This is a genomic window from Bordetella flabilis, from assembly GCF_001676725.1.
Classification (GTDB): Bacteria; Pseudomonadota; Gammaproteobacteria; order Burkholderiales; family Burkholderiaceae_B; genus Bordetella_C; species Bordetella_C flabilis.
Window position 1 is genome coordinate 3,521,095 of record NZ_CP016172.1, and the last position, 20,092, is coordinate 3,541,186.

The 20,092-nt window shown below is 66.3% G+C and carries 16 protein-coding genes; 8 read left to right on the top strand and 8 right to left on the bottom strand.

Annotated features, from left to right (window positions below; genetic code table 11):
• Nucleotides 1-56: 56 nt before the first annotated feature.
• The 3 genes from lpdA to aceE are packed head-to-tail and all read right to left on the bottom strand — an operon-like array spanning nt 57 to nt 6,341.
• Entirely contained in the window at nt 57-1,913 is a 1,857-nt protein-coding gene (lpdA, locus tag BAU07_RS15485; protein ID WP_066659353.1) for a dihydrolipoyl dehydrogenase, read from the bottom strand.
• Between the two features lie 12 nt (nt 1,914-1,925).
• Nucleotides 1,926-3,620, bottom strand: coding sequence for a dihydrolipoyllysine-residue acetyltransferase (gene aceF, locus BAU07_RS15490; RefSeq protein WP_066659359.1), 1,695 nt, complete (start codon nt 3,618-3,620; stop codon nt 1,926-1,928).
• Between the two features lie 12 nt (nt 3,621-3,632).
• Entirely contained in the window at nt 3,633-6,341 is a 2,709-nt protein-coding gene (aceE, locus tag BAU07_RS15495; RefSeq protein WP_066659360.1) for a pyruvate dehydrogenase (acetyl-transferring), homodimeric type, read from the bottom strand.
• Nucleotides 6,342-6,595: 254 nt separating this feature from the next.
• On the opposite strand from aceE, the gene BAU07_RS15500 reads away from it, so the two are divergent.
• The 6 genes from BAU07_RS15500 (at nt 6,596) to BAU07_RS15525 (ending at nt 13,130) form a co-directional block, all read left to right on the top strand.
• Nucleotides 6,596-8,350 carry a PAS domain-containing sensor histidine kinase gene (locus tag BAU07_RS15500; RefSeq protein WP_066659361.1) on the top strand — a complete coding sequence of 585 codons (1,755 nt, stop codon included), beginning with the start codon at nt 6,596-6,598 and terminating at the stop codon, nt 8,348-8,350.
• A complete protein-coding gene (locus tag BAU07_RS15505; RefSeq protein WP_066659362.1) occupies nt 8,347-8,973 on the top strand; it encodes a response regulator transcription factor in 627 nt (208 codons plus the stop codon). Before BAU07_RS15500 ends, BAU07_RS15505 begins: the two co-directional genes overlap by 4 nt.
• Nucleotides 8,970-9,818: a bifunctional methylenetetrahydrofolate dehydrogenase/methenyltetrahydrofolate cyclohydrolase FolD gene (gene folD / locus BAU07_RS15510; RefSeq protein ID WP_066659363.1), complete on the top strand. Its 849-nt coding sequence runs from the start codon at nt 8,970-8,972 to the stop codon at nt 9,816-9,818. The genes BAU07_RS15505 and folD overlap by 4 nt, the downstream gene beginning before the upstream one ends.
• 239 nt (nt 9,819-10,057) lie before the next feature.
• Complete coding sequence (locus BAU07_RS15515) at nt 10,058-12,130, top strand: M3 family metallopeptidase (protein WP_066659364.1); 2,073 nt, start codon at nt 10,058-10,060, stop codon at nt 12,128-12,130.
• Between the two features lie 4 nt (nt 12,131-12,134).
• Nucleotides 12,135-12,770, top strand: a complete 636-nt coding sequence (locus BAU07_RS15520) for an SCO family protein (protein WP_084025789.1) — start codon at nt 12,135-12,137, stop codon at nt 12,768-12,770.
• Nucleotides 12,771-12,878: 108 nt separating this feature from the next.
• Nucleotides 12,879-13,130: a GlsB/YeaQ/YmgE family stress response membrane protein gene (locus BAU07_RS15525; protein WP_066659366.1), complete on the top strand. Its 252-nt coding sequence runs from the start codon at nt 12,879-12,881 to the stop codon at nt 13,128-13,130.
• Between the two features lie 203 nt (nt 13,131-13,333).
• On the opposite strand, the gene BAU07_RS15530 is transcribed toward BAU07_RS15525, so the two are convergent.
• The 3 genes from BAU07_RS15530 to BAU07_RS27735 form a co-directional block, all read right to left on the bottom strand.
• Nucleotides 13,334-14,752, bottom strand: coding sequence for a dihydrolipoyl dehydrogenase (locus tag BAU07_RS15530; RefSeq protein WP_066659368.1), 1,419 nt, complete (start codon nt 14,750-14,752; stop codon nt 13,334-13,336).
• A gap of 133 nt (nt 14,753-14,885) precedes the next feature.
• Nucleotides 14,886-15,614 (bottom strand): glutathione peroxidase, encoded by a 729-nt coding sequence (locus BAU07_RS15535; RefSeq protein ID WP_066659370.1) that lies wholly within the window; start codon nt 15,612-15,614, stop codon nt 14,886-14,888.
• Between the two features lie 175 nt (nt 15,615-15,789).
• Nucleotides 15,790-16,149, bottom strand: a complete 360-nt coding sequence (locus BAU07_RS27735) for a heavy-metal-associated domain-containing protein (protein WP_335617517.1) — start codon at nt 16,147-16,149, stop codon at nt 15,790-15,792.
• Between the two features lie 13 nt (nt 16,150-16,162).
• Here BAU07_RS27735 and BAU07_RS15545 point away from each other — a divergent pair, with 13 nt between their 5' ends.
• On the top strand, nt 16,163-18,487 hold the full coding sequence (locus BAU07_RS15545; protein ID WP_066659372.1) for a heavy metal translocating P-type ATPase: 2,325 nt from the start codon (nt 16,163-16,165) through the stop codon (nt 18,485-18,487).
• Complete coding sequence (gene cueR, locus BAU07_RS15550; RefSeq protein ID WP_066659373.1) at nt 18,484-18,873, top strand: Cu(I)-responsive transcriptional regulator; 390 nt, start codon at nt 18,484-18,486, stop codon at nt 18,871-18,873. Before BAU07_RS15545 ends, cueR begins: the two co-directional genes overlap by 4 nt.
• Nucleotides 18,874-18,900: 27 nt before the next feature.
• Here cueR and BAU07_RS15555 read toward each other — a convergent pair whose 3' ends face one another.
• Together BAU07_RS15555 and cadR are read right to left on the bottom strand one after the other, a co-directional pair.
• Nucleotides 18,901-19,443: a nitroreductase family protein gene (locus tag BAU07_RS15555; RefSeq protein ID WP_066659374.1), complete on the bottom strand. Its 543-nt coding sequence runs from the start codon at nt 19,441-19,443 to the stop codon at nt 18,901-18,903.
• A 164-nt stretch (nt 19,444-19,607) separates the two neighbouring features.
• The gene (gene cadR / locus BAU07_RS15560; RefSeq protein WP_066659375.1) at nt 19,608-20,042 is read right to left on the bottom strand and encodes a Cd(II)/Pb(II)-responsive transcriptional regulator; all 435 of its coding nucleotides are present in this window, start codon (nt 20,040-20,042) and stop codon (nt 19,608-19,610) included.
• Between the last annotated feature and the right edge of the window lie 50 nt (nt 20,043-20,092).

A 20,092-nucleotide genomic window follows, 5' to 3' on the forward strand; every position in this document is an offset into this window, starting at 1 on the left:
AACCGAAGCGGCCCCTGAGGGCCGCTTTTCACTCTTGCGCAACGTCCTGTAGTTCCTTACTTCCTGCGTACCGGCGGCAGGTCCGTGCAGACGCCCTCGGCCACTTCCGCAGCCATCCCCACCGATTCCCCCAAGGTCGGGTGCGGGTGGATGGTCTTGGCGATATCGACGACATCCGCTCCCATCTCCACCGCCAGCGCGAGCTCGCTGATCAGGTCGCCGGCGTGGGTACCGACGATCCCGCCGCCCAGGATGCGATGGTTCTCCGCGTCGAAGATCAGCTTGGTGAAGCCCTCGTCGCGGCCGTTGGCGATGGCGCGGCCCGAGGCCGCCCAGGGGAACACCCCCTTCTCGATCTTCACGCCCTGCTTCTTCGCCTCGTCTTCCGTCAGCCCGACCCACGCCACTTCCGGATCCGTGTAGGCCACCGCCGGAATCACGCGCGCGTCGAAGAACGACTTCTCGCCGGACGCCGCTTCCGCCGCCACGTGGCCTTCATGCACCGCCTTGTGCGCCAGCATCGGGTTGCCCACGATATCGCCGATCGCGAAGATGTGCGGCACATTCGTGCGCATCTGCTTGTCGACCTCGATATAGCCGCGCTCCGTGACGGCGATACCCGCCTTGTCGGCCCCGATCTTCTTGCCGTTGGGCGAACGGCCCACCGCCTGCAGGACGAGGTCGTAGCGTTGGGGTTCCTTGGGTGCGCCTTCGCCTTCGAACGTCACGTAGATGCCGTCCTTGCGCGCTTCCGCTGCCACGGTCTTGGTCTTCAGCATGATGTTGTCGAAGCGCGGCGCATTCATCTTCTGCCACACCTTCACCAGGTCGCGGTCGGCGCCCTGCATCAGGCCATCCAGCATTTCCACCACGTCCAGGCGCGCGCCCAGCGCGGAATACACCGTGCCCATTTCCAGGCCGATGATGCCGCCGCCCACGATAAGCATTTTCTTCGGGATGCTACGCAGCAGCAACGCGCCGGTGGAATCGACCACCCGTTCGTCGTCCGGCATAAAGGGCAGGCGCACCGCCTGGCTGCCGGCCGCGATGATGGCGTGCTTGAAGCGGATGGTCTGCGTCTTGCCGTCGGCGGCTTTTACGCTCAGGTGGTTGGGGTCGGCGAACTCGCCCACGCCGGTGACCACCGTTACCTTGCGCATCTTCGCCATGCCGGCCAGCCCGCCGGTCAGCTTGCCCACCACGCTGTCCTTGAAGCTGCGCAGCTTGTCCAGGTCGATCTTCGGTTCGCCGAAGGTGATGCCGTGGTCGGCCAGGGCCTTGGCTTCTTCCATCACGGCGGCCACGTGCAGCAACGCCTTGGACGGAATGCAGCCAACGTTCAGGCAGACACCGCCCAGCGTCGAATAGCGCTCCACCAGGACCGTCTTCATGCCCAGGTCCGCGGCGCGGAAGGCGGCGGAATAGCCGCCTGGGCCGGCGCCCAGCACCAGCATGTCGCACTCCAGGTCTGCGCTGCCCTGGTAGGAGGCGGCCTTGGGCGCGGGGGCGCTCTGCGCGGCAGTGGCAGCACCGGCGGCGGGCGGCGGGGATGGGGCTTTCTGCGCGGGCGCAGCGGCTGGCGCGGCCTGGCCAGACGAAGCCGCGGCAGGCGCGGCCCCGGCACCGGAGGCCGCCCCGGCGGGCGCTGACGCAGCCTGCGCCGCGCCGCCTTCCACTGCTTCCACTTCGACAATGGCCGAACCCATCGCGACCTTGTCGCCCACCTTGACCTTCACCGACTTCACCACCCCGCCTTGCGAAGCGGGAATTTCCATCGATGCCTTGTCCGACTCCACCGTGATCAGGCTCTGTTCGGCCTTGATCGTGTCGCCGGGCGCCACGAGCACCTCGATGACTTCCACTTCCTTGAAGTCGCCGATATCGGGTACCTTGATTTCCACCGTATTGCTCATGTCGATCCCCGATTACAGCGCGATGCGGCGGAAGTCGGCCAGCAAGGCGCCCAGATAGGCGTTGAAGCGGGCCGCGGCGGCGCCATCGATCACGCGATGGTCGTACGACAGCGACAGCGGCAGCTTCAGGCGCGGCACGAACTGCTTGCCGTCCCATACCGGCTTGTGCTCGGAGCGGGAGACGCCCAGGATGGCGACTTCCGGCGCATTGATGATGGGCGTGAAGTGCGTGCCGCCGATGCCCCCCAGCGAGGAAATCGAGAAGCAGCCGCCCTGCATTTCGGCCGGGGACAACTTGCCGTCGCGCGCCTTCTTCGCCATGTCGGAGGTCTCCTGCGCGATCTGCAGGATGCCCTTCTTGTCGGCGTCCCGGATGACCGGCACGACCAGGCCGTTCGGCGTGTCGGCGGCGAAACCGATGTGGTAGTACTGCTTGAGCACCAGGTTGTCGCCGTCCAGCGACGCATTGAACTCGGGATACTTCTTCAGCGCCGCAACCACGGCCTTGATCAGGAAGGCCAGCATCGTCACCTTGACGCCGGACTTCTCGTTCTCCTTGTTCAACGTGACACGCAGCGCTTCCAGGTCCGTGATGTCCGCCTCGTCGTTGTTGGTGACGTGCGGGATCATGACCCAGTTGCGATGCAGGTTCGCGCCGGAGATCTTCTTGATGCGCGACAGGGGCTTGGCCTCGATCGGCCCGAACTTGGCGAAGTCCACCTGCGGCCAGGCCAGCACGTTCAGGCCACCGACATTGCCCGCGGCGCCCGCGCCCGGAGCGGCGGGCGCACCGCCCGCCAGGGACTGCTTGACGAAGTTGCGCACGTCGTCCTGGGTGATGCGGCCCTTGGCGCCGCTGCCCTGCACGCGCTTGAGATCCACGCCGAGTTCGCGCGCGAACTTGCGCACCGAAGGCGAGGCATGCGGCAATTGGCCGGGCTTGAGCTCGGCTTCGGGCAGCGCGGCGGCCGGCGCGGGACGCGAGGCGGCGGCGGGAGTTGCTGCGGCCTGCGGCTGCGATGGTGCAGGCGCGGCCTCCTGCTGCGATGGTGCCGGCGCAGCCTGCTGCGGCGCCGGCGCGCTGGGTGCCGCGCCGCCTTCGACCACGACCAGCGGCGTGCCCTTGGATACCTTGTCGCCCACCTTTACGCGCACTTCCTTGATGACGCCGCCCTGCGCAGCCGGGATCTCCATGGACGCCTTGTCCGACTCCACGGTGATCAGGCTTTGTTCCGCCTGGATGGTGTCGCCCACCTTCACCATGACCTCGATGACCTCGACTTCCTTGAAGTCGCCGATGTCCGGGACATCGATGGTGGCCTCGCCGCCGCCCTGCGGGGCCGGGGCTTGCGCGGGTTGGGGCTGCGCCTTGGCGGCCGGCTGCGCGGCCGCCTGCGCGGGCTGGGCCTGCGCCGCAGGCTTTTGCTCCTGCTGCGCCGGCGCGGCGGCGGGCGCCGCGGCGCCCTCGCCCGCTTCCACTTGCAGGATGGTCATGCCCATCGACACCTTGTCGCCCACCTTCACCTTGAGCGACTTCACCACCCCGCCTTCGGAGGCCGGTATCTCCATCGAAGCCTTGTCCGACTCGACGGTGATCAGGCTTTGTTCGGCCTGGATCGTGTCGCCTTCGGCCACCAGCACTTCAATGACTTCGACCTCCTTGAAGTCGCCGATATCGGGTACCTTGATATCCACCATATTGCTCATGTCGTTCGGGCCTCAGGCGTATTGCGGGTTGGCTTTGTCGGGATTGATGCCGTACTTCTTGATGGCCTCGGCCACCTTGGACACCGGCACGGCGCCTTCGTCCGCAAGCGCCTTCAGGGCGGCCACCACGACGAAGTGGCGGTCGATCTCGAAATGCTCGCGCAGTTTGTAGCGGAAATCGGAGCGGCCGAAACCATCCGTGCCCAGCACCCGGTATTCGCGGCCCTTGGGCACGTATGGCCGGATCTGGTCGGCGAACAGCTTCATATAGTCGGTCGACGCGATGATCGGGCCCTGCGTCTTCTCCAGTTGCTGCGTGACATACGGCACCAGCGGCTTTTTGGCCTCCGGATGCAGCAGGTTGTGGCGCTCGGCGTCCATGCCGTCGCGGCGCAGCAGCGTGAAGCTGGTCACGCTCCACACGTCCGACGCCACGCCCCAGTCGGCGTCCAGCAGATCCTGGGCGGCCTGCACTTCGCGCAGGATGGTGCCCGAGCCCATCAGTTGCACGCGCAGCTTGCCCTTGCCCACGGTCTTCAGCTTGTACATGCCGCGCACGATGCCTTCCTCGTCGCCCGGATTCAGGCCCGGGTGCGGGTAGTTCTCGTTCATCACGGTCAGGTAGTAGTACACGTTCTCCTGGTTCTCGACCATGCGGCGCAGGCCGTCCTGGATGATCACCGCGACTTCGTGCGCGTAGGTCGGGTCGTAGGGCAGGCAGTTCGGGATGGTCGCGGCCATCAGGTGGCTGTGGCCGTCCTCGTGCTGCAGGCCCTCGCCGTTCAGCGTGGTCCGGCCGGCCGTTCCGCCGATCAGGAAGCCGCGCGCCTGCATGTCGCCGGCCAGCCAGGCCAGGTCCCCGATGCGCTGGAAACCGAACATCGAGTAGTACACATAGAACGGGATCATGATGCGGTTGTTCGTGGAATACGACGTCGCCGCCGCGATCCACGAGCTCATGGCGCCCGCCTCGTTGATGCCTTCCTGCAGCAGTTGGCCGTCGGCCGACTCCTTGTAGTACATGACCTGGTCCTTGTCGACCGGGGTGTACTTCTGGCCTTCCGGCGCATAGATGCCGATCTGGCGGAACAGGCCTTCCATGCCGAAAGTGCGCGACTCGTCGGCCAGGATAGGCACCACGCGCGGCGCCAGCTGCTTGTCGCGCAGGATCTGGTTCAGCGAACGCACGAAAGCCTGCGTGGTGGAGATTTCGCGGCCTTCACCAGTCGGCTCCAGCACCGGCTTGAAGACGTCCAGCGCCGGGGCCTTCAACTGCTCGTCGGCCTTGGTGCGGCGCTTGGGCAGGTATCCGCCCAGGGCCTGGCGGCGCTCGTGCAGGTACTTCATCTCCGCCGAGTCCTCGGCCGGCTTGAAGAACGGCAGTTCCTCGAGCTTGTCGTCGGGAATCGGAATGCCGAAGCGGTCGCGGAATTCACGCACGGCCTGCACGTCCAGCTTCTTCTGCTGGTGCGTGGGGTTCTTGGCCTGGCCGACCTTGCCCATGCCATAACCCTTGATGGTCTTGGCCAGGATGACGGTGGGCTGGCCCTTGTGGTTGGCCGCCGAGTCGAACGCCGCGTACACCTTGTGCGGATCGTGGCCGCCACGGTTCAGGCGCCACACGTCCTCGTCGCTCATGCGGGCGACCATTTCCAGCAGCTTGGGATGCTTGCCGAAAAAATTCTCGCGCACGAACTTGCCGTCATTGGCCTTGTAGGCCTGGTATTCGCCGTCGACGGTCTCTTCCATCACGCGGCGCAGGATGCCTTCCTTGTCATGGGCCAGCAGCGGATCCCAATAGCCGCCCCAGATCAGCTTGATGACGTTCCAGCCGCTGCCGCGGAAGTCGCCTTCCAGTTCCTGGATGATCTTGCCGTTGCCGCGCACCGGGCCGTCCAGGCGTTGCAGGTTGCAGTTGATGACGAAGATCAGGTTGTCGAGCTTTTCGCGCGCGGCCAGGGCGATCGCGCCCAGAGATTCGGGCTCGTCCATTTCGCCGTCGCCGCAGAAGACCCATACCTTGCGGTTGGACGTATCGGCGATGCCGCGGGCATGCAGGTACTTCAGGAAGCGCGCCTGGTAGATGGCGGTGATCGGGCCCAGGCCCATGGACACCGTCGGGAATTGCCAGAACTCCGGCATCAGCTTGGGATGCGGATAGGACGACAGCCCCTTGCCATCCACTTCCTGGCGGAAGTGATCCATCTGTTCGGCGGTGATGCGGCCTTCCAGGAAGGCGCGCGCGTAGACGCCGGGCGACGAGTGGCCCTGGAAGTACACCAGGTCGCCGCCGTGGCCTTCGCTCTCGGCGTGCCAGAAGTGATTCTGGCCGGTGCCTATCATGGTGGCCAGCGAAGCGAAGGAGGCGATATGGCCGCCCAGGTCGCCGCCGTCCGGAGGCGAATGGCGGTTGGCGCGCACCACCATGGCCATGGCGTTCCAACGCACATAGGCGCGGATGCGCGATTCCAGTTCCAGGTTGCCCGGATGCGCCGGCTCCAGGCCGGGCGGAATCGTGTTTACATACGCGGTATTGGGCGAGAACGGGATATGGGCGCCCGAGCGGCGCGCCTCGTCGATCAACCGTTCCAGCAGATAATGGGCACGTTCGGGACCTTCGCGATCGAGCACTGCCGCCAGCGCTTCGAGCCACTCCTGGGTCTCAAGGGTGTCTTCATCGTTGGCTGCCGTGTAGGCGCCAGGCAGGGGATTAGCAGACATCGTGTGTCTCCGGAGAAGGTTGTAGCCGTGCGCCTGTGCAGGCGCGGCGGGCACGGAAAAACGCCCGCAGAAAACCGGATTCCCTGCGATCCCAGGGGTCGGCGGTTGGCCAGGGCAACTTATGCGGCGCATTCTAGGAAACAAGCGTAACCCGTAGCAAGATAAATTTCATGTTGCGGTACGGCATTTCATATTATGAAAATATCGCCAAACGAAACAGGGACTAAAATGCGCGGAGTCTTAGCGACATAGCCATGGCAAGCGCACCCAAGTCGAACATACCCACGCCGTTCCACGACCATGCCCGACTGCGCAGACGCGGCCTGTATTGGCTGACGCCGGTCCTGGTGCTCATACTCTATATATGTGTAATGGGCGTATTCTTCTGGCTGCAACGCATCCACGACGATAGCGTCATGTTCGTGACGATCGATCAGGAGATGCGGCAGCAGCGCCTGATATGGGTCGTGCTGGCGCTGTCCTGCGTCATCGTCATCAGCCTGCTCATGCTGTGGCGGTACACGCGCTTCCGCTCGCATGCCGAGGCCGCTCTAATCGCCGAAACCGGCTTTCGGCGCGCCATGGAAAACTCCATGTCCACCGGCATGCGGGTGCTCGACATGGAAGGCCGCATCGCCTATGTGAACCCGGCCTTCTGTCGCATGATCGGATGGAACGAGGCCGACCTGCTCGGCCGCAGCCCGCCCTTTCCGTACTGGGTCCCGGGCCGGCACGACCAGCACCAGCATACCCTCGACATCCTGATGTCCGGCAAGACGCCCAGCAGCGGCCTCGAGGTCGAGGCCCAGCGGCGCGACGGATCCCGCTTCACGGCGCGCATGTATGTGTCGCCGCTGCTGGACCCGAACGGCAACCAGATCGGCTGGATGACGTCGATGACCGACATCACCGAGCCCAAGCGCATCCGCGAAGCCCTGACCGCGGCGCACGAACGCTTCATGACGGTGCTGGAAGGCCTGGACGACGCAATCTCCGTGACGGCCGATACGCACGACGGGCTGGAGCTGCTGTTCGCCAACCGCACGTACCGGCGCGTCTTCGGCGCCCAGACGGGCGGCCACGACGAACTGCTGGCCGGCCGGCGCGGCCGCTTCACCGACGAGTCGGTCGAGGTGTTCTCGCCGTCGGTGCAGCGCTGGTTCGAGGTGCACCACCGCATGCTGGCCTGGACCGATGGCCGGCGCGTGCGCCTGCAGGTCGCGCGCGACATCACCGAGCGGCGCCAGCACGAAGAAGCTTCCCGCGTCCAGCAGGAAAAGATCCAGCTGACCAGCCGCCTGACCACCATGGGGGAAATGGCCTCTTCCCTGGCGCATGAGCTGAACCAGCCGCTGACCGCGATCTCCAACTACAGCATGGGCGCCGTGGCGCTGGTCAAGGCGGGCCATACCAACCCGCGGATGCTGCTGCCCGCGCTGGAGAAGGCCGCGGCCCAGGCCGAGCGCGCCGGCAAGATCATCAGCCGCATCCGCGAATTCGTGAAGCGCAGCGAGCCGCGCCGCCAGCGCGTGGCCATCGCCGGCATCGTCGACAACGCCATCGGCTTCGCCGACATCGACGCGCGCAAGCGCCGCATACGCATCGAACGCTTCGTGCCGTCCAACGCGCCCGACGTGCTGGCCGATCCCATCCTGATCGAGCAGGTACTGCTGAACCTGCTGAAGAATGGGTTGGAAGCGATGGACGGCAGCGACTCCGATGAGCTCAAGGTCGCCGTCATCCTGCATGACCAACATATCGAAGTCGCCGTCGTGGACCGCGGCCATGGCCTGGCCGATCCCGAGCGCCTGTTCGAACCGTTTTTCAGCACCAAGGCCCAGGGTCTGGGCATGGGGCTGAACATCTGCCGTACCATTATCGAGTCGCACCACGGCCGCCTGTGGGCGGATCCCAACCCGGCAGGCGGCACGATCTTCCGCTTCACCCTGCCTTGCGCGGCGCCACAAGCGCAGTCGCAGACTGACCAGTCCGAGGAGCTTCACGCATGAACACCCCCAATCCGTCGAGCACGGTATTCATAGTCGATGACGACGAAGCGGTGCGCGATTCGCTGCGCTGGCTGCTGGAGGCCAACGGATACCGCGTGCGCGCCTATGCCAGCGCGGAAAGCTTCCTTGAGGACTACGACCCCAACCAGGTCGGCGTGCTCATCGCGGATGTCCGCATGCCCGGCATGACGGGCCTGGAACTGCAGGAACAGCTGATCGCGCGCAAGGCGCCCTTGCCCATCGTGTTCATCACCGGCCACGGCGACGTGCCCATGGCGGTGACCACCATGAAGAAAGGCGCCATCGATTTCCTGGAAAAGCCCTTCAACGAATCCGACCTGCGCGAGATCGTCGCCCGCATGCTGGAGCAGGCCACGCAGCGCGTGTCCAAGTTCCAGGCCCAACGCGACCACGAGGCCATGCTGGCGCGCCTGACCGCGCGCGAGCAGCAGGTCCTGGAGCGTATCGTCGCCGGCCGCCTGAACAAGCAGATCGCCGACGACCTTGGAATCAGCATCAAGACCGTGGAAGCGCACCGCGCCAATATCATGGAGAAGCTGGAAGTCACGACCGTGGCCGACCTGATGAAGGTGGCCCTGGCCAAACCCGAGGCGCACGCATGACCGCACGCATTATCGATGGTTCGGCGCTGTCCCTGCGCATCCGCGACGACGTCGCGCGCCGCGTGGTCGAACTGGCGAAGCAAGGGGTGCGCCCGGGCCTGGCCGTGGTCCTGGTCGGGGACAACCCGGCGTCCCAGGTCTATGTGCGCAACAAGGTGATGGCCTGCGAAAAGGCCGGCCTGCATTCCGTGAAGGAACAGTATCCGGCCACCATGAGCGAGGCCGAACTGCTGCAGCGCATCGCGGTGTTGAACGGCGACCCCACCATACACGGCATCCTGGTGCAATTGCCCCTGCCGTCGCACATGGACGCGCACAAGGTGATCGAAGCCATCGCGCCGGAGAAAGACGTCGACGGCTTTCATATCAGCAATGCCGGCCTGCTGATGACGGGGCAGCCCTTGTTCCGCCCCTGCACGCCATATGGCGTCATGAAGATGCTGGAATCCGAACGGGTGCCGCTGCGCGGCGCCGAGGCCGTCATCGTCGGCGCCAGCAATATTGTCGGCAAGCCCATGGCCATGCTGCTGCTGGCGGCCGGCGCCACCGTGACGCTGTGCAACTCCAAGACGCGCGACCTGCGCGCGCAGACGCGGCGCGCCGACGTGCTGGTCGTGGCGACCGGCAAGCCGGGCATCGTCACCGGCGACATGATCAAGCCGGGCGCCGTGGTGATCGACGTCGGCATCAACCGCGGCGAGGACGGCAAGCTGCGCGGCGACGTGGACTTCGATTCCGCCGTCCAGGTGGCGGGTGCCATCACACCGGTGCCGGGCGGGGTCGGCCCCATGACCATCGCCATGCTGCTGGTCAATACGGTCGAAGCAGCCGAACGCCTGCGCTGACCGGCGCCACTCCCGGCGCCGAACGCGGCACCGGAGGCGCCTCATCCCCCGGCTTGCAGGGATGGATCGACGCGGCAGGCGCACCGGCGTGGTTGGGAGCCTTGTCGCCACGCTCCCCGCACGGAGGCGCCGCGCCATTGCAGGATCACCGACCGCCACACTGCCGCGCAGGCGGCCTTGCAACCTTCGGCCTGCGACTCCATCTAAACTGCATCGTTGTTTTTCTGATCGAGCCCAATATGAGCGTCAATCCGCTACTCGCCCCCGTGGAAGACCTGGTCGACTACGCCGCCATCAAGCCGGAGCACGTCGTGCCCGCCATGGACGCCCTGCTGGCCACGGCGCGCCAGGCGGTGGACCGTGCCGCGGACCCGGCGCTGCCCGCCACCTGGGAGGCGGTCGTGGAGCCGCTGGATGCGACCTCCGAGCGCCTGTGGCGAGCCTGGTCGGTGGCCGGCCACCTGAACGCGGTGGTCAACACGCCGGAGCTGCGCGAGGCCTATAACGCCGCGCTGCCCAAGGTGACGGAGTTCTCGACCTGGGTGGGCCTGCACGAAGGGCTGTACCAGCAGTACCAGCGGCTGCGCGCCACGCCCGCCTTCGCGCAATGGAGTCCGGTGCGGCAACGCATCGTCGAGCTGGCATTGCGCGATTTCCGTCTCAGCGGCGTGGAGTTGCAAGGCCAGGCGCGCGAGCGCTACGCGGAGATCTCGGACCGCGAGGCCCAGACATCGCAGAAGTTCTCCGAGAACGTCCTGGACGCCATCGACGCCTGGTCCCTGGTGATCGAAGACGAAACCCGGCTGCGCGGCGTTCCCGCCGACGTGAAGGACGCCGCACGCCAGGCGGCGGAGGCGGCCGGCAAGCAGGGATGGCAGTTGACGCTGAAGATGCCCTGCTATCTGCCTGTCATGCAATACGCGCAGGATCGCACGCTGCGCGAGGCGATGTATCGCGCCTACGGCACCGTGGCGTCCGAACAGGGCGACGACCGCTTCGACAATTCGCCGCTGATCGAGGAGCTGCTTGCCCTGCGGGCGGAAGAATCGCGGCTGCTGGGCTTTCGCAACTTCGCCGAACTTCGCCTGCAGACCCGCATGGCCCGCAGCGCCGAACAGGTGATCGGCTTCCTGCGCGACCTGGCCGGCCGCGCCAAACCCTACGCCGAACGCGACCTGGCGCAATTGCGCGACTACGCCAGGCAGGAACTGGGCCTGGACGACCTGCAACCCTGGGACATCGCCTATGCGTCCGAGCGCCTGCGCGAAGCGCGCTACGCCTACTCGGAGGACGAAATCAAGCAGTACTTCACGGAGCCGCGCGTCCTGGCGGGCCTGTTCGAAGTGATCGAGACCCTGTTCACGGTACGGCTGCGCGAGTTCCCGGTATCGGCCTGGCACGCGGACGTACGAGGCGTGCGCGTGGAACGGCCCGACGGCGAACTGGTGGGTTACCTGTACCTGGATCTCTACGCGCGCGCCGGCAAGCAGGGCGGCGCCTGGGTCGACAGCGAGCGCAGCCGCCGCCTGGCATCGGGCACGCTGCATACGCCGGTCGTCTACCTGACATGCAACTTCTCGCGGCCCAACGGTGGCAAGGCGGCCCTGCTCACCCATGACGACGTGATCACGTTGTTCCATGAAACCGGCCATGCGCTGCATGCCCTGCTCTCCGAAGTCGACGAACCCGGCGCGGCCGCCTTCGCGAGCGTCGAGTGGGACGCCATCGAACTGCCCTCGCAGTTCATGGAAAACTTCTGCTGGGAATGGCCGGTGGTGCAGCGCCTGTCCGCGCATGTCGACAGCGGCGAACCCCTGCCGCGCGCCCTTTTCGACAAACTGCTGGCCGCCCGCAATTTCCAGAGCGGCATGCAGACCGTGCGCCAGATCGAGTTCGCGCTGTTCGACATGCTACTGCACGACCGTGGCGAAGGCGCCGGCATACAGGCGGTGCTGGACCTGCTTGCGCAGGTGCGCCGCGAGGTTGCCGTATTCACGCCCCCGGCGTGGCACCGCATGCCGCACAGCTTTTCGCACCTGTTCGCCGGCGGCTACGGTGCGGGCTACTACAGCTACAAGTGGGCCGAAGTGTTGTCGGCGGACGCCTACGAGGCCTTCGAGGAAGCCGCGTCCGCACAAGCCGACGCCGGGCGGGGCACGCTGGACGCGGCCACGGGCGATCGCTTCCGGCGGGAGATCCTGGCGGTGGGCGGTGCCCGTCCCGCGGCGGATTCCTTCAAGGCGTTCCGCGGCCGCGAACCGCGCATCGACGCACTGCTGCGCCATAGCGGCATGACGACCCTGCAGGACTGACGCCATGCCAGCCCGCATACTCCGGCCCTTCGCGGCACTGTACGGCACCCGCCTGCTCGCCGCCATGGCCGGGCTGGCGCTGGCGGCGACGCTCAACGTCGCCGCCGCGGCGCCCGCCTTCTATGACGTGCGCAACCATCTGCCCGACCTGAAGTTCAGCCTGTCGGGCGCCAATGGCCGCACCGTCACGCAGGACGACGTCAGGGGCAAGACGGTATTGCTCTTTTTCGGCTATGCCAGTTGCCCTGACGTCTGCCCGACCACCATGGCGCAGCTCACCGACGTACTGTCCCGCCTGGGTGACGCGGCCAGCGATGTGCGGATCCTGTTCGTCAGCGTGGACCCGCATCGCGACACCCCCGACCTATTGCAAGCTTATGTGAACGCGTTCAACAACAATGCCATCGGCTTGACCGGTACGGAACGGCAGATCGCCGACCTGGCGCGGCGCTACCGCGTCTCGTACCAGATCGACAAGCCCGCGCCGGGCGCCTCGCCGGAGAACTACAACGTTACGCACAGCCGGGGGGTTTACGTATTCGATCGCGGCGGCCAGGCCCGCCTGCTGCTGTCGGACAGCGGGTCCACGGAGCAAATTGTTGATGCGCTGCGGAAACTCATCGAGGGTACGCGGCGTTAAAACAACAGGGCAAATAGTTGTTACACGCCCCGGACCGCCGGCCCTGTCCCCCGCCGCTATGATGCCCCTGTTGTTTTCCCTTTGACGCGTACACGAAAGGAGCACCATATGGACATCATCATCATGATCATCGTGGGTTTCATCGTCGGGCTGATTGCGCGTGCGCTCATGCCAGGCGACCAATCCATGGGCATTATCCTGACATCCATCCTAGGCATCGTCGGTGCCGTGGTGGCGGGTTTCATCGGCCGTACATTGGGCTGGTACGGGCCCGGAGAGCCGGCAGGATGGATTGCCGCCGTCGTCGGTGCCATCATTGTGCTCTTCGTGGTCGGCATGTTTACGCGTCGCCGCGCCTGACATCGACGGCTCGCCGCCGTACCCGACCCAAAGCGCTGCCGCCGGCAGCGCTTTGTTTTTGGCGTCCGGTTCTGACATTGCCTGCTCGCCCCGCCCATGCGGCTGCCCTGCCGCGGCGGCATGCGGCCGCCGCTCGAGGCAGCCGGCGGGCCATCCGGCGTGCCCGCCGCGGCCGGGGCCGGCACGCCGCCACGCCAGCCAGGCTACGCGGCCGCACCCAGCGCGACACCGCCCTCGCGCACCTGCGCATCGGCATCGCGCAGCGCCGTCCGCAGCCCTTCCTCCACCACGGGGTGGTAGAACGGCATCTCCAGCATGCGCGCCACGGTCAGCTCCTGCTGCAACGCCCAGGCCAGCAGGTGCGCCAGGTGCTCGACGCTCGGGCCCACCATTTCCGCGCCCAGGAAACGGCCCGTGGCACGGTCGGCGTACACGTGCAGGCGGCCCTTGTTCTTCAGCATCACGCGGGAACGGCCCTGGTTGGCGAAGTCGACTTCTCCGGTCACGAACGTGCCTTCGGGCAGGCGGTTGAATGGCGTTCCAACTATCGCGATCTGAGGGTCGGAAAACACCACCGCCATCGGCGCGCGCCGCCGTCCCGGACGGACGTCCGGAAAGCGCGCGGCGTTGTCGCCCGCGATGCGGCCTTCGTCCGAGGCTTCATGCAGCAGCGGCAATTCGTTGTTGGCGTCGCCCGCCACGAAAATGGATGAGCGGCCCGCCTGCATGGTGTAGCGGTCGAACTCCGGCACCCCGGCCGGGCTCAGCTTCAGGCTGGTGTTCTGCAAGGCCAGCCCGCCCAGGTTGGGACGGCGGCCGGTCGCCACCAGCACATAGTCGAAATGCTCGGTGCGCTCGGTGTTGTCCAGGGCCACGTAACGCACGCGGACCTGGTCGCCCTCGCGCGTCGTTTCCAGCACGCGCGCATCCGGATCCAGGTAGAACTCATCCTGGAAGGCCTTCTTCGCGCTGCGCCGCACCACCGGGTCGGTGATGCCGCCCACGCTGCCGCTGACGCCGAAGACGCGCACGCGCACGCCCAGCCGCGCCAGCGACTGCCCCAGCTCCAATCCGATCACGCCGGGCCCGAACACGGCCACGCTGCGCGGCAGGTCATCCCAATAAAACACATCGTCATTGACGACCAGGCGGTCTCCCAGGGCCTGGAACGGCGGCGGCACCGCCGGCGTCGAACCGGTGGCGATCACGACGCTCTTGGCATGGATTTCGGTATGGTCGCCCACGCGCAGAACCGTATCGGAGACGAAGCTTGCATAGCCGCGCAGCTTGTCCTCGGCCGGGATGTTTTCCACGCCTTCCAGAACGAAGCCCACGAAGCGGTCGCGTTCGCGCTTGACACGGTCCATGACCTCGCGTCCGTCCACGCGCACCTTGCCATCCAGGTGGACGCCGAAGGGGGCGCCATGCGCGGCGGCGTGCGCCGCCTCGGCGGCGGCGATGAGCAGCTTCGAGGGCATGCAGCCGACGCGGGCGCAGGTGGTGCCGTATTGCCCGCCTTCGACGATGACGGCGCGCTTGCCGGCGGCCACGGCGGCGCGATAGGCGCCCAGGCCGGCAGTGCCGGCGCCAATCACGGCGACATCGGTATGCAAGGTTTTCATGCTTAATCCCTTATTGGTGCTCGAACGCGGGTACTCGTGCTCGTTGTGGACTTGCTGTCGTGGACGGCTCGTTGTGGACTGTGTGCCCTGCCCGGGAGCACGGCGCCCGGGCAGGATGGCGGACGCCGGCGCCTCAGGCGAAGCGCGCCTGCAGCGCTTCCAGGCCGCCGACCAGCGCGCCGTTGATGAACACTTGCGGAGCGGTGGACTGGCCGGACACGGCGCCGATGACCCGGCCGCGCACCTTGTTCTCGAGCGGAATCTCGATGGGTGCGTAGCCCTTGCTCTCCAGCAGAGCCTTGGCCTCGATGCAGAACGGGCACCCCGGCTTGGAAAACACGACGACCTGGTCAGGCTTGCGGGCCTCGGGCGCGAGGTAGTTCAACATCGTGTCGGCATCGGAGACTTCGAAAGGATCGCCTTCCTTCTCCGGTTCGATGAACATCTTTTCGACCACGCCATCGCGCACCAGCATGGAATAGCGCCAGCTGCGCTTGCCGAAGCCCAGGTCGCGCTTGTCGACCAGCATGCCCATGCCGTCGGTGAAATCGCCATTGCCGTCGGGCAGCAAGGTGATATTCGCCGATTCCTGGTCCTTGGCCCATTCGTTCATCACGAAAGTGTCGTTGACGGAAACGCAGACGATGCTGTCCACGCCGTTGGCAAAGAACGCCGGCGCCAGCTCGTTGTAGCGCGGCAGGTGCGTGGAAGAGCAGGTCGGCGTGAAGGCGCCGGGCAGCGAAAAGACAACAACGGTTTTGTTCTTGAAGATGTCATCCGACGAAACCTGCTTCCAGGTGTTGTTCTCGCGGACGGGGAAAGTGACGTTCGGGACACGTTGTCCTTCGCGGGCTTGCAGCATCGGGGATTCTCCAATCGGTTGCGGCGTCATCGCCATATGTGAATAATAAATATTTGCTATCGATATATCCAATTTAATTATTCTTATCAATCGATAGCCCTAGCCAATTGGGCCCCGGATACTGTCGCACCACTGTGATAACAGGTACGACCACGGCAAGGCGCAAGCCAGGCGACTATACCGCTGCCGGGGTGTAGCCCGCACTCCGGATCGCCGCCTCCACGGCGGTTTTGTCCTCCGTGCCCGCGACCCTCACTGTATGACTGCGCAAGTCGGCCTGCACGGTCGCGCCTTCAACGGCCTGGCTGACTGCCTCGCCGATAACCTTGACGCAATGGTCGCAGGACATGTCCGGTACGTGATATTGCAACACCATGATGACTCCTTCAATAAAGCGGGCGAATCCGAACTGCCCGAGGAACGACTGCAGCTTACACCTTGCCATCGTGGTAAGGTCAATACGACGAAAATCACTCGAACCCATTGACCTTGCCATCATGGGAAGGTCAATACTGCCCACATCGAGGACTTCCATAACCGAGCCGCCCATGAATTCCGCACTCCCCCGCCACCGCATTGAACTGGCCATCGAAGGCATGAGCTGCGCATCCTGCGTCAGGCGCGTGGAGAACGCTTTGTCCGCCGTCCCTGGCGTGAGCGGCGCCAGCGTGAACCTGGCCACCCAGCGCGCACGGATAGACTGGGAAAACGCCATCGGGAACACCCCAGACGCCCTGGTCGCCGCCATCGGCAAGGCCGGCTACACGGCCCGGCCCGTGGCCGACCCCGACGGGGAGTCCGCGCGGCAAGCCGCGGCGCGTCTGCAGGAGGCGCACCGCCTGGGCCGCCGCTTCGCCGTGGCGCTGTTGTTGACGGTGCCCGTTTTCGGCGTCGAGATGGGCGGCCATCTGGTTCCCGCGCTGCACCACTGGCTGGACATGCAGGTGGGGATGGGCACGCTCTGGCTGCTGCAAGCCGTATTGACGACGCTGCTGCTCGCCGGCCCCGGCCGGGACTTCTTCGCCAAGGGCGCCGTCGCCCTGGCACGCCGCGCGCCGGACATGAATTCCCTGGTGGCCCTGGGTGCGGGCAGCGCATGGCTCTACTCGATGGTGGCGACGCTGGCCCCGGCGTGGCTGCCCGAGTCGGCGCGGCATGTGTATTTTGAAGCCGCCGCGGTCATCGTGACGCTGATTTTGCTGGGACGGCTGCTGGAAGCGCGTGCCAAGGGCAAGACCGGCGCGGCCATCGCCCGGCTGGCATCCCTGCAGCCGCGCACCGCGCGCGTGCTGCGCGGCAACGACGCAGTGGATATTCCTATCGAAGAAGTGCGGGCGGGCGACCTGGTGCGGGTGCGCCCGGGCGAGAAGGTCGCCGTGGACGGCACGGTGGTCGAGGGCGGTTCCTACGTCGACGAATCCATGATTACCGGGGAATCGGTGCCCGTGGAAAAGACGCCGGGCGCCAGCGTGACCGGCGGCACCTTGAACACCCGCGGCACGCTTACCGTCCAGGTGACGCATACGGGCGCGGAGACCGCGCTGGCTCGCATCGCCCAGATGGTGGAAAACGCCCAGGGCGCCAAGCTGCCCATTCAGGGGCTGGTGGACAAGGTCACCTATCGCTTCGTGCCGGCCATCATGGGCCTGGCGCTGCTGACCTTCTTCGCCTGGATCATCGCCGCACCCGAACCTGCCCTGCCGCAGGCACTGGTCCACGCCGTGGCAGTCCTGATTGTCGCGTGTCCGTGCGCCATGGGCCTGGCGACGCCCATGTCCATCATGGTCGGAACCGGACGGGCGGCGGAGCTGGGTATCCTGTTCCGCCAGGGCGACGCGTTGCAGACCTTGCGCGACGTAAAGACCGTCGCCTTCGACAAGACAGGGACGCTCACGCAGGGCAAGCCGGCGCTAACGGATATCGTGCTGGCCCCGGGCTTCGAGCGCGGGCCGGTGCTGTCCTGGGTGGCGTCGGTGCAGGCCGGCTCCGAGCATCCGATCGCTTCCGCCATCGTCGCGGCTGCGCAGGAGTCGGCGCTCCATGTGGCCCCCGTCGCCGGCTTCCTGGCGATCACGGGCGCGGGCGTGCAAGGCGATGTCCAGGGGCGCCGCGTGCTGGTGGGTGCCGAACGCCTGATGCGGGAGCACGGCATCGAGGTGGGCGCGCTGGCCGGTACCGCCACCGCATGGGCGCAAGCCGGCAAGACGCCGGTCTATGCGGCCATCGACGGCACCGCGGCAGCCATCATGGCCATCGAGGATCCGGTCCGGCCGACGTCCGCGCAAGCCATCGCCGCGCTGCACGCGCTAGGCGTACGCACGGTCATGATTACCGGGGATAACCGGCACACCGCCCAGGCCGTCGCCGCGGCGCTGGGCATCGACGAGGTTCATGCGGAGGTCCTGCCCGAGGGCAAGGTCCAGGCGGTGCAGCAACTGCGTGGGCCCGCCGATGCCGGCGCCCACCGCCCTTTGCTGGCCTTTGTCGGCGACGGCATCAACGACGCGCCGGCTCTGGCGGCCGCGGATGTCGGCATTGCCATCGGCACCGGCACGGACGTGGCGATGGAAGCCGCCTCGGTGGTGTTGATGGCGGGCGACCCGGGCGGCGTGCCACGGGCCATGGCCATCAGCCGCGCCACACTGGCCAACGTGCGGCAGAACCTGTTCTGGGCCTTTGCCTATAACGTTGCGCTGATCCCGCTGGCCGCCGGCGCGCTGGCCTTGTTCCAGGGGCCATCCCTGTCCCCGGTGTTCGCCGCGGCGGCGATGGCGCTGTCCAGCGTGTTCGTCGTCGGCAATGCCCTGCGGCTCAGGAGCTTCCATCCCATCGGCGCCCCGGCGCCATCTTCGACAGGCGGGACCGCATCATGAATATCGGACAAGCCGCGGCGGCATCAGGCATCAGCGCCAAAATGATCCGTTACTACGAGAGCATCGGGCTGACAGCCGCGCCCTCGCGCACCGGTTCCGGATACCGCATCTACAACGACAGCGACGTGCATACGCTGCGCTTCATCCGCCGCGCACGCGACCTGGGGTTTTCCATCGAGCAGATGCGCGACCTGCTCGCGCTATGGCGCGACCGCAGCCGCGCCAGCGGCGACGTCAAGCGTATCGCCATGGAACATGTCGCGGAGCTGGAGCGCAAGGCGCGGGCGCTTCAACAGATGGCCGACACCCTGCACCATCTGGCGGACCACTGCCATGGCGACGACCGGCCGGATTGCCCGATCATCGAAGAGCTGGTGGCCGGTTGAGCCCCGCGCGCGACACAAATCCCGGAGTCAGGCCGGGACGCCCGTCCACTCGGAGGTGAACTCCCGGTAGTCCGGACGCTGCACCGCGGGAACGGCGCAGGCGGGCGTGCCTATGGCCAGGTAACCGAGGAAACGGTAATCGAGCGGGTCGAAGCCCAGCGCTTCCTGCACTTCCTCGACATAGGTGCCCAGGCCGGTACTCCAGAACGCGCCGTAGCCCATCATATGGGCGGCGTTCAGGATATTCATGACCGCCGCGCCGGTGGCCAGCAATTGTTCCTGCTCCGGGATCTTGGTGTTGTCGTGGGCGATCTTCTGCGCCAGGGCGACGAACAGCGGTACGCCGGCCATCCATTCCCGGACGGACTTTTCCTTTTCGGGCGTCATGCGCTTGTCGCCGCTGCGCTTGACCGCGTCGATCGCCACGTCCGCGAGCCGGCCGATGGCCTCGCCGCGTATCAGCTGAAAACGCCAGGGGCGCAGCGCGCCATGATCGGGCGCCGACATGGCGGCCTGCAGCATCTGGTCCACCTCCTCCTGGCGCGGGCCGGGACCGCGCAGGAATTTCATCGAACGTCGGCTCTGCAGCGCATGCAGGGGCGCGGACGTGGGGGTGGACGGGAGCCCCGTTGCGGAGGTCGATGGGACGGCGGATGTATCGGGGGATGTGTGGGTGATAGTCATACTGGAAGGCAGCTCGATGGATGTCTGAGGCCGTACACGGCCGGGCGGATTCAACCCAGGTGGGTGTGACGTTCGGGACGCTGCTCGACCTGCATTTCCGCCAGGCCGTGCAGGATCCCACAGTCCTCCGCGTGCGGACGGGCAGACGCGCAACGTTGCCGCAGAGCCGACAATTGGGCCTTGAGCTGGGTGAGCTCGGCAATGCGTTCGTCGACGTGTCGCATGTGGTCTTCGAAAATCTCGTTGATCGGGCCGCAGTCGGCGCCCTGGCTGTCCGCCAGGGTGAGGATCGCGCGGATTTCGTCCTGGGTCATGTCCAGCGCGCGGCAGTTGCGGATCAGGCGCAGGCGCTCCGCATGCAGCGGCCCATAGCTGCGATAGTTGTTGACGCCTCTTTCCGGGGCGGGCAGCAGGCCTTCCTTCTCGTAGTACCGCACCGTCTCGACGGTGGTGCCGGCCGCCTTGGCCAGTTCGCCGATCTTCATCAGTATCTCCAGAATCGAATACTTGACCCTATAGTAACCCCAGGGTGTGG

Excerpts from the sequence above, each read along its gene's own strand:
- lpdA (WP_066659353.1), bottom strand. The coding sequence starts at position 1,913 with ATGAGCAATACGGTGGAAATCAAGGTACCCGATATCGGCGACTTCAAG.
- aceF (WP_066659359.1), bottom strand. The coding sequence starts at position 3,620 with ATGAGCAATATGGTGGATATCAAGGTACCCGATATCGGCGACTTCAAG.
- aceE (WP_066659360.1), bottom strand. The coding sequence starts at position 6,341 with ATGTCTGCTAATCCCCTGCCTGGCGCCTACACGGCAGCCAACGATGAA.
- BAU07_RS15500 (WP_066659361.1), top strand. The coding sequence starts at position 6,596 with ATGGCAAGCGCACCCAAGTCGAACATACCCACGCCGTTCCACGACCAT.
- BAU07_RS15505 (WP_066659362.1), top strand. The coding sequence starts at position 8,347 with ATGAACACCCCCAATCCGTCGAGCACGGTATTCATAGTCGATGACGAC.
- folD (WP_066659363.1), top strand. The coding sequence starts at position 8,970 with ATGACCGCACGCATTATCGATGGTTCGGCGCTGTCCCTGCGCATCCGC.
- BAU07_RS15515 (WP_066659364.1), top strand. The coding sequence starts at position 10,058 with ATGAGCGTCAATCCGCTACTCGCCCCCGTGGAAGACCTGGTCGACTAC.
- BAU07_RS15520 (WP_084025789.1), top strand. The coding sequence starts at position 12,135 with ATGCCAGCCCGCATACTCCGGCCCTTCGCGGCACTGTACGGCACCCGC.
- BAU07_RS15525 (WP_066659366.1), top strand. The coding sequence starts at position 12,879 with ATGGACATCATCATCATGATCATCGTGGGTTTCATCGTCGGGCTGATT.
- BAU07_RS15530 (WP_066659368.1), bottom strand. The coding sequence starts at position 14,752 with ATGAAAACCTTGCATACCGATGTCGCCGTGATTGGCGCCGGCACTGCC.
- BAU07_RS15535 (WP_066659370.1), bottom strand. The coding sequence starts at position 15,614 with ATGCTGCAAGCCCGCGAAGGACAACGTGTCCCGAACGTCACTTTCCCC.
- BAU07_RS27735 (WP_335617517.1), bottom strand. The coding sequence starts at position 16,149 with ATGGAAGTCCTCGATGTGGGCAGTATTGACCTTCCCATGATGGCAAGG.
- BAU07_RS15545 (WP_066659372.1), top strand. The coding sequence starts at position 16,163 with ATGAATTCCGCACTCCCCCGCCACCGCATTGAACTGGCCATCGAAGGC.
- cueR (WP_066659373.1), top strand. The coding sequence starts at position 18,484 with ATGAATATCGGACAAGCCGCGGCGGCATCAGGCATCAGCGCCAAAATG.
- BAU07_RS15555 (WP_066659374.1), bottom strand. The coding sequence starts at position 19,443 with ATGAAATTCCTGCGCGGTCCCGGCCCGCGCCAGGAGGAGGTGGACCAG.
- cadR (WP_066659375.1), bottom strand. The coding sequence starts at position 20,042 with ATGAAGATCGGCGAACTGGCCAAGGCGGCCGGCACCACCGTCGAGACG.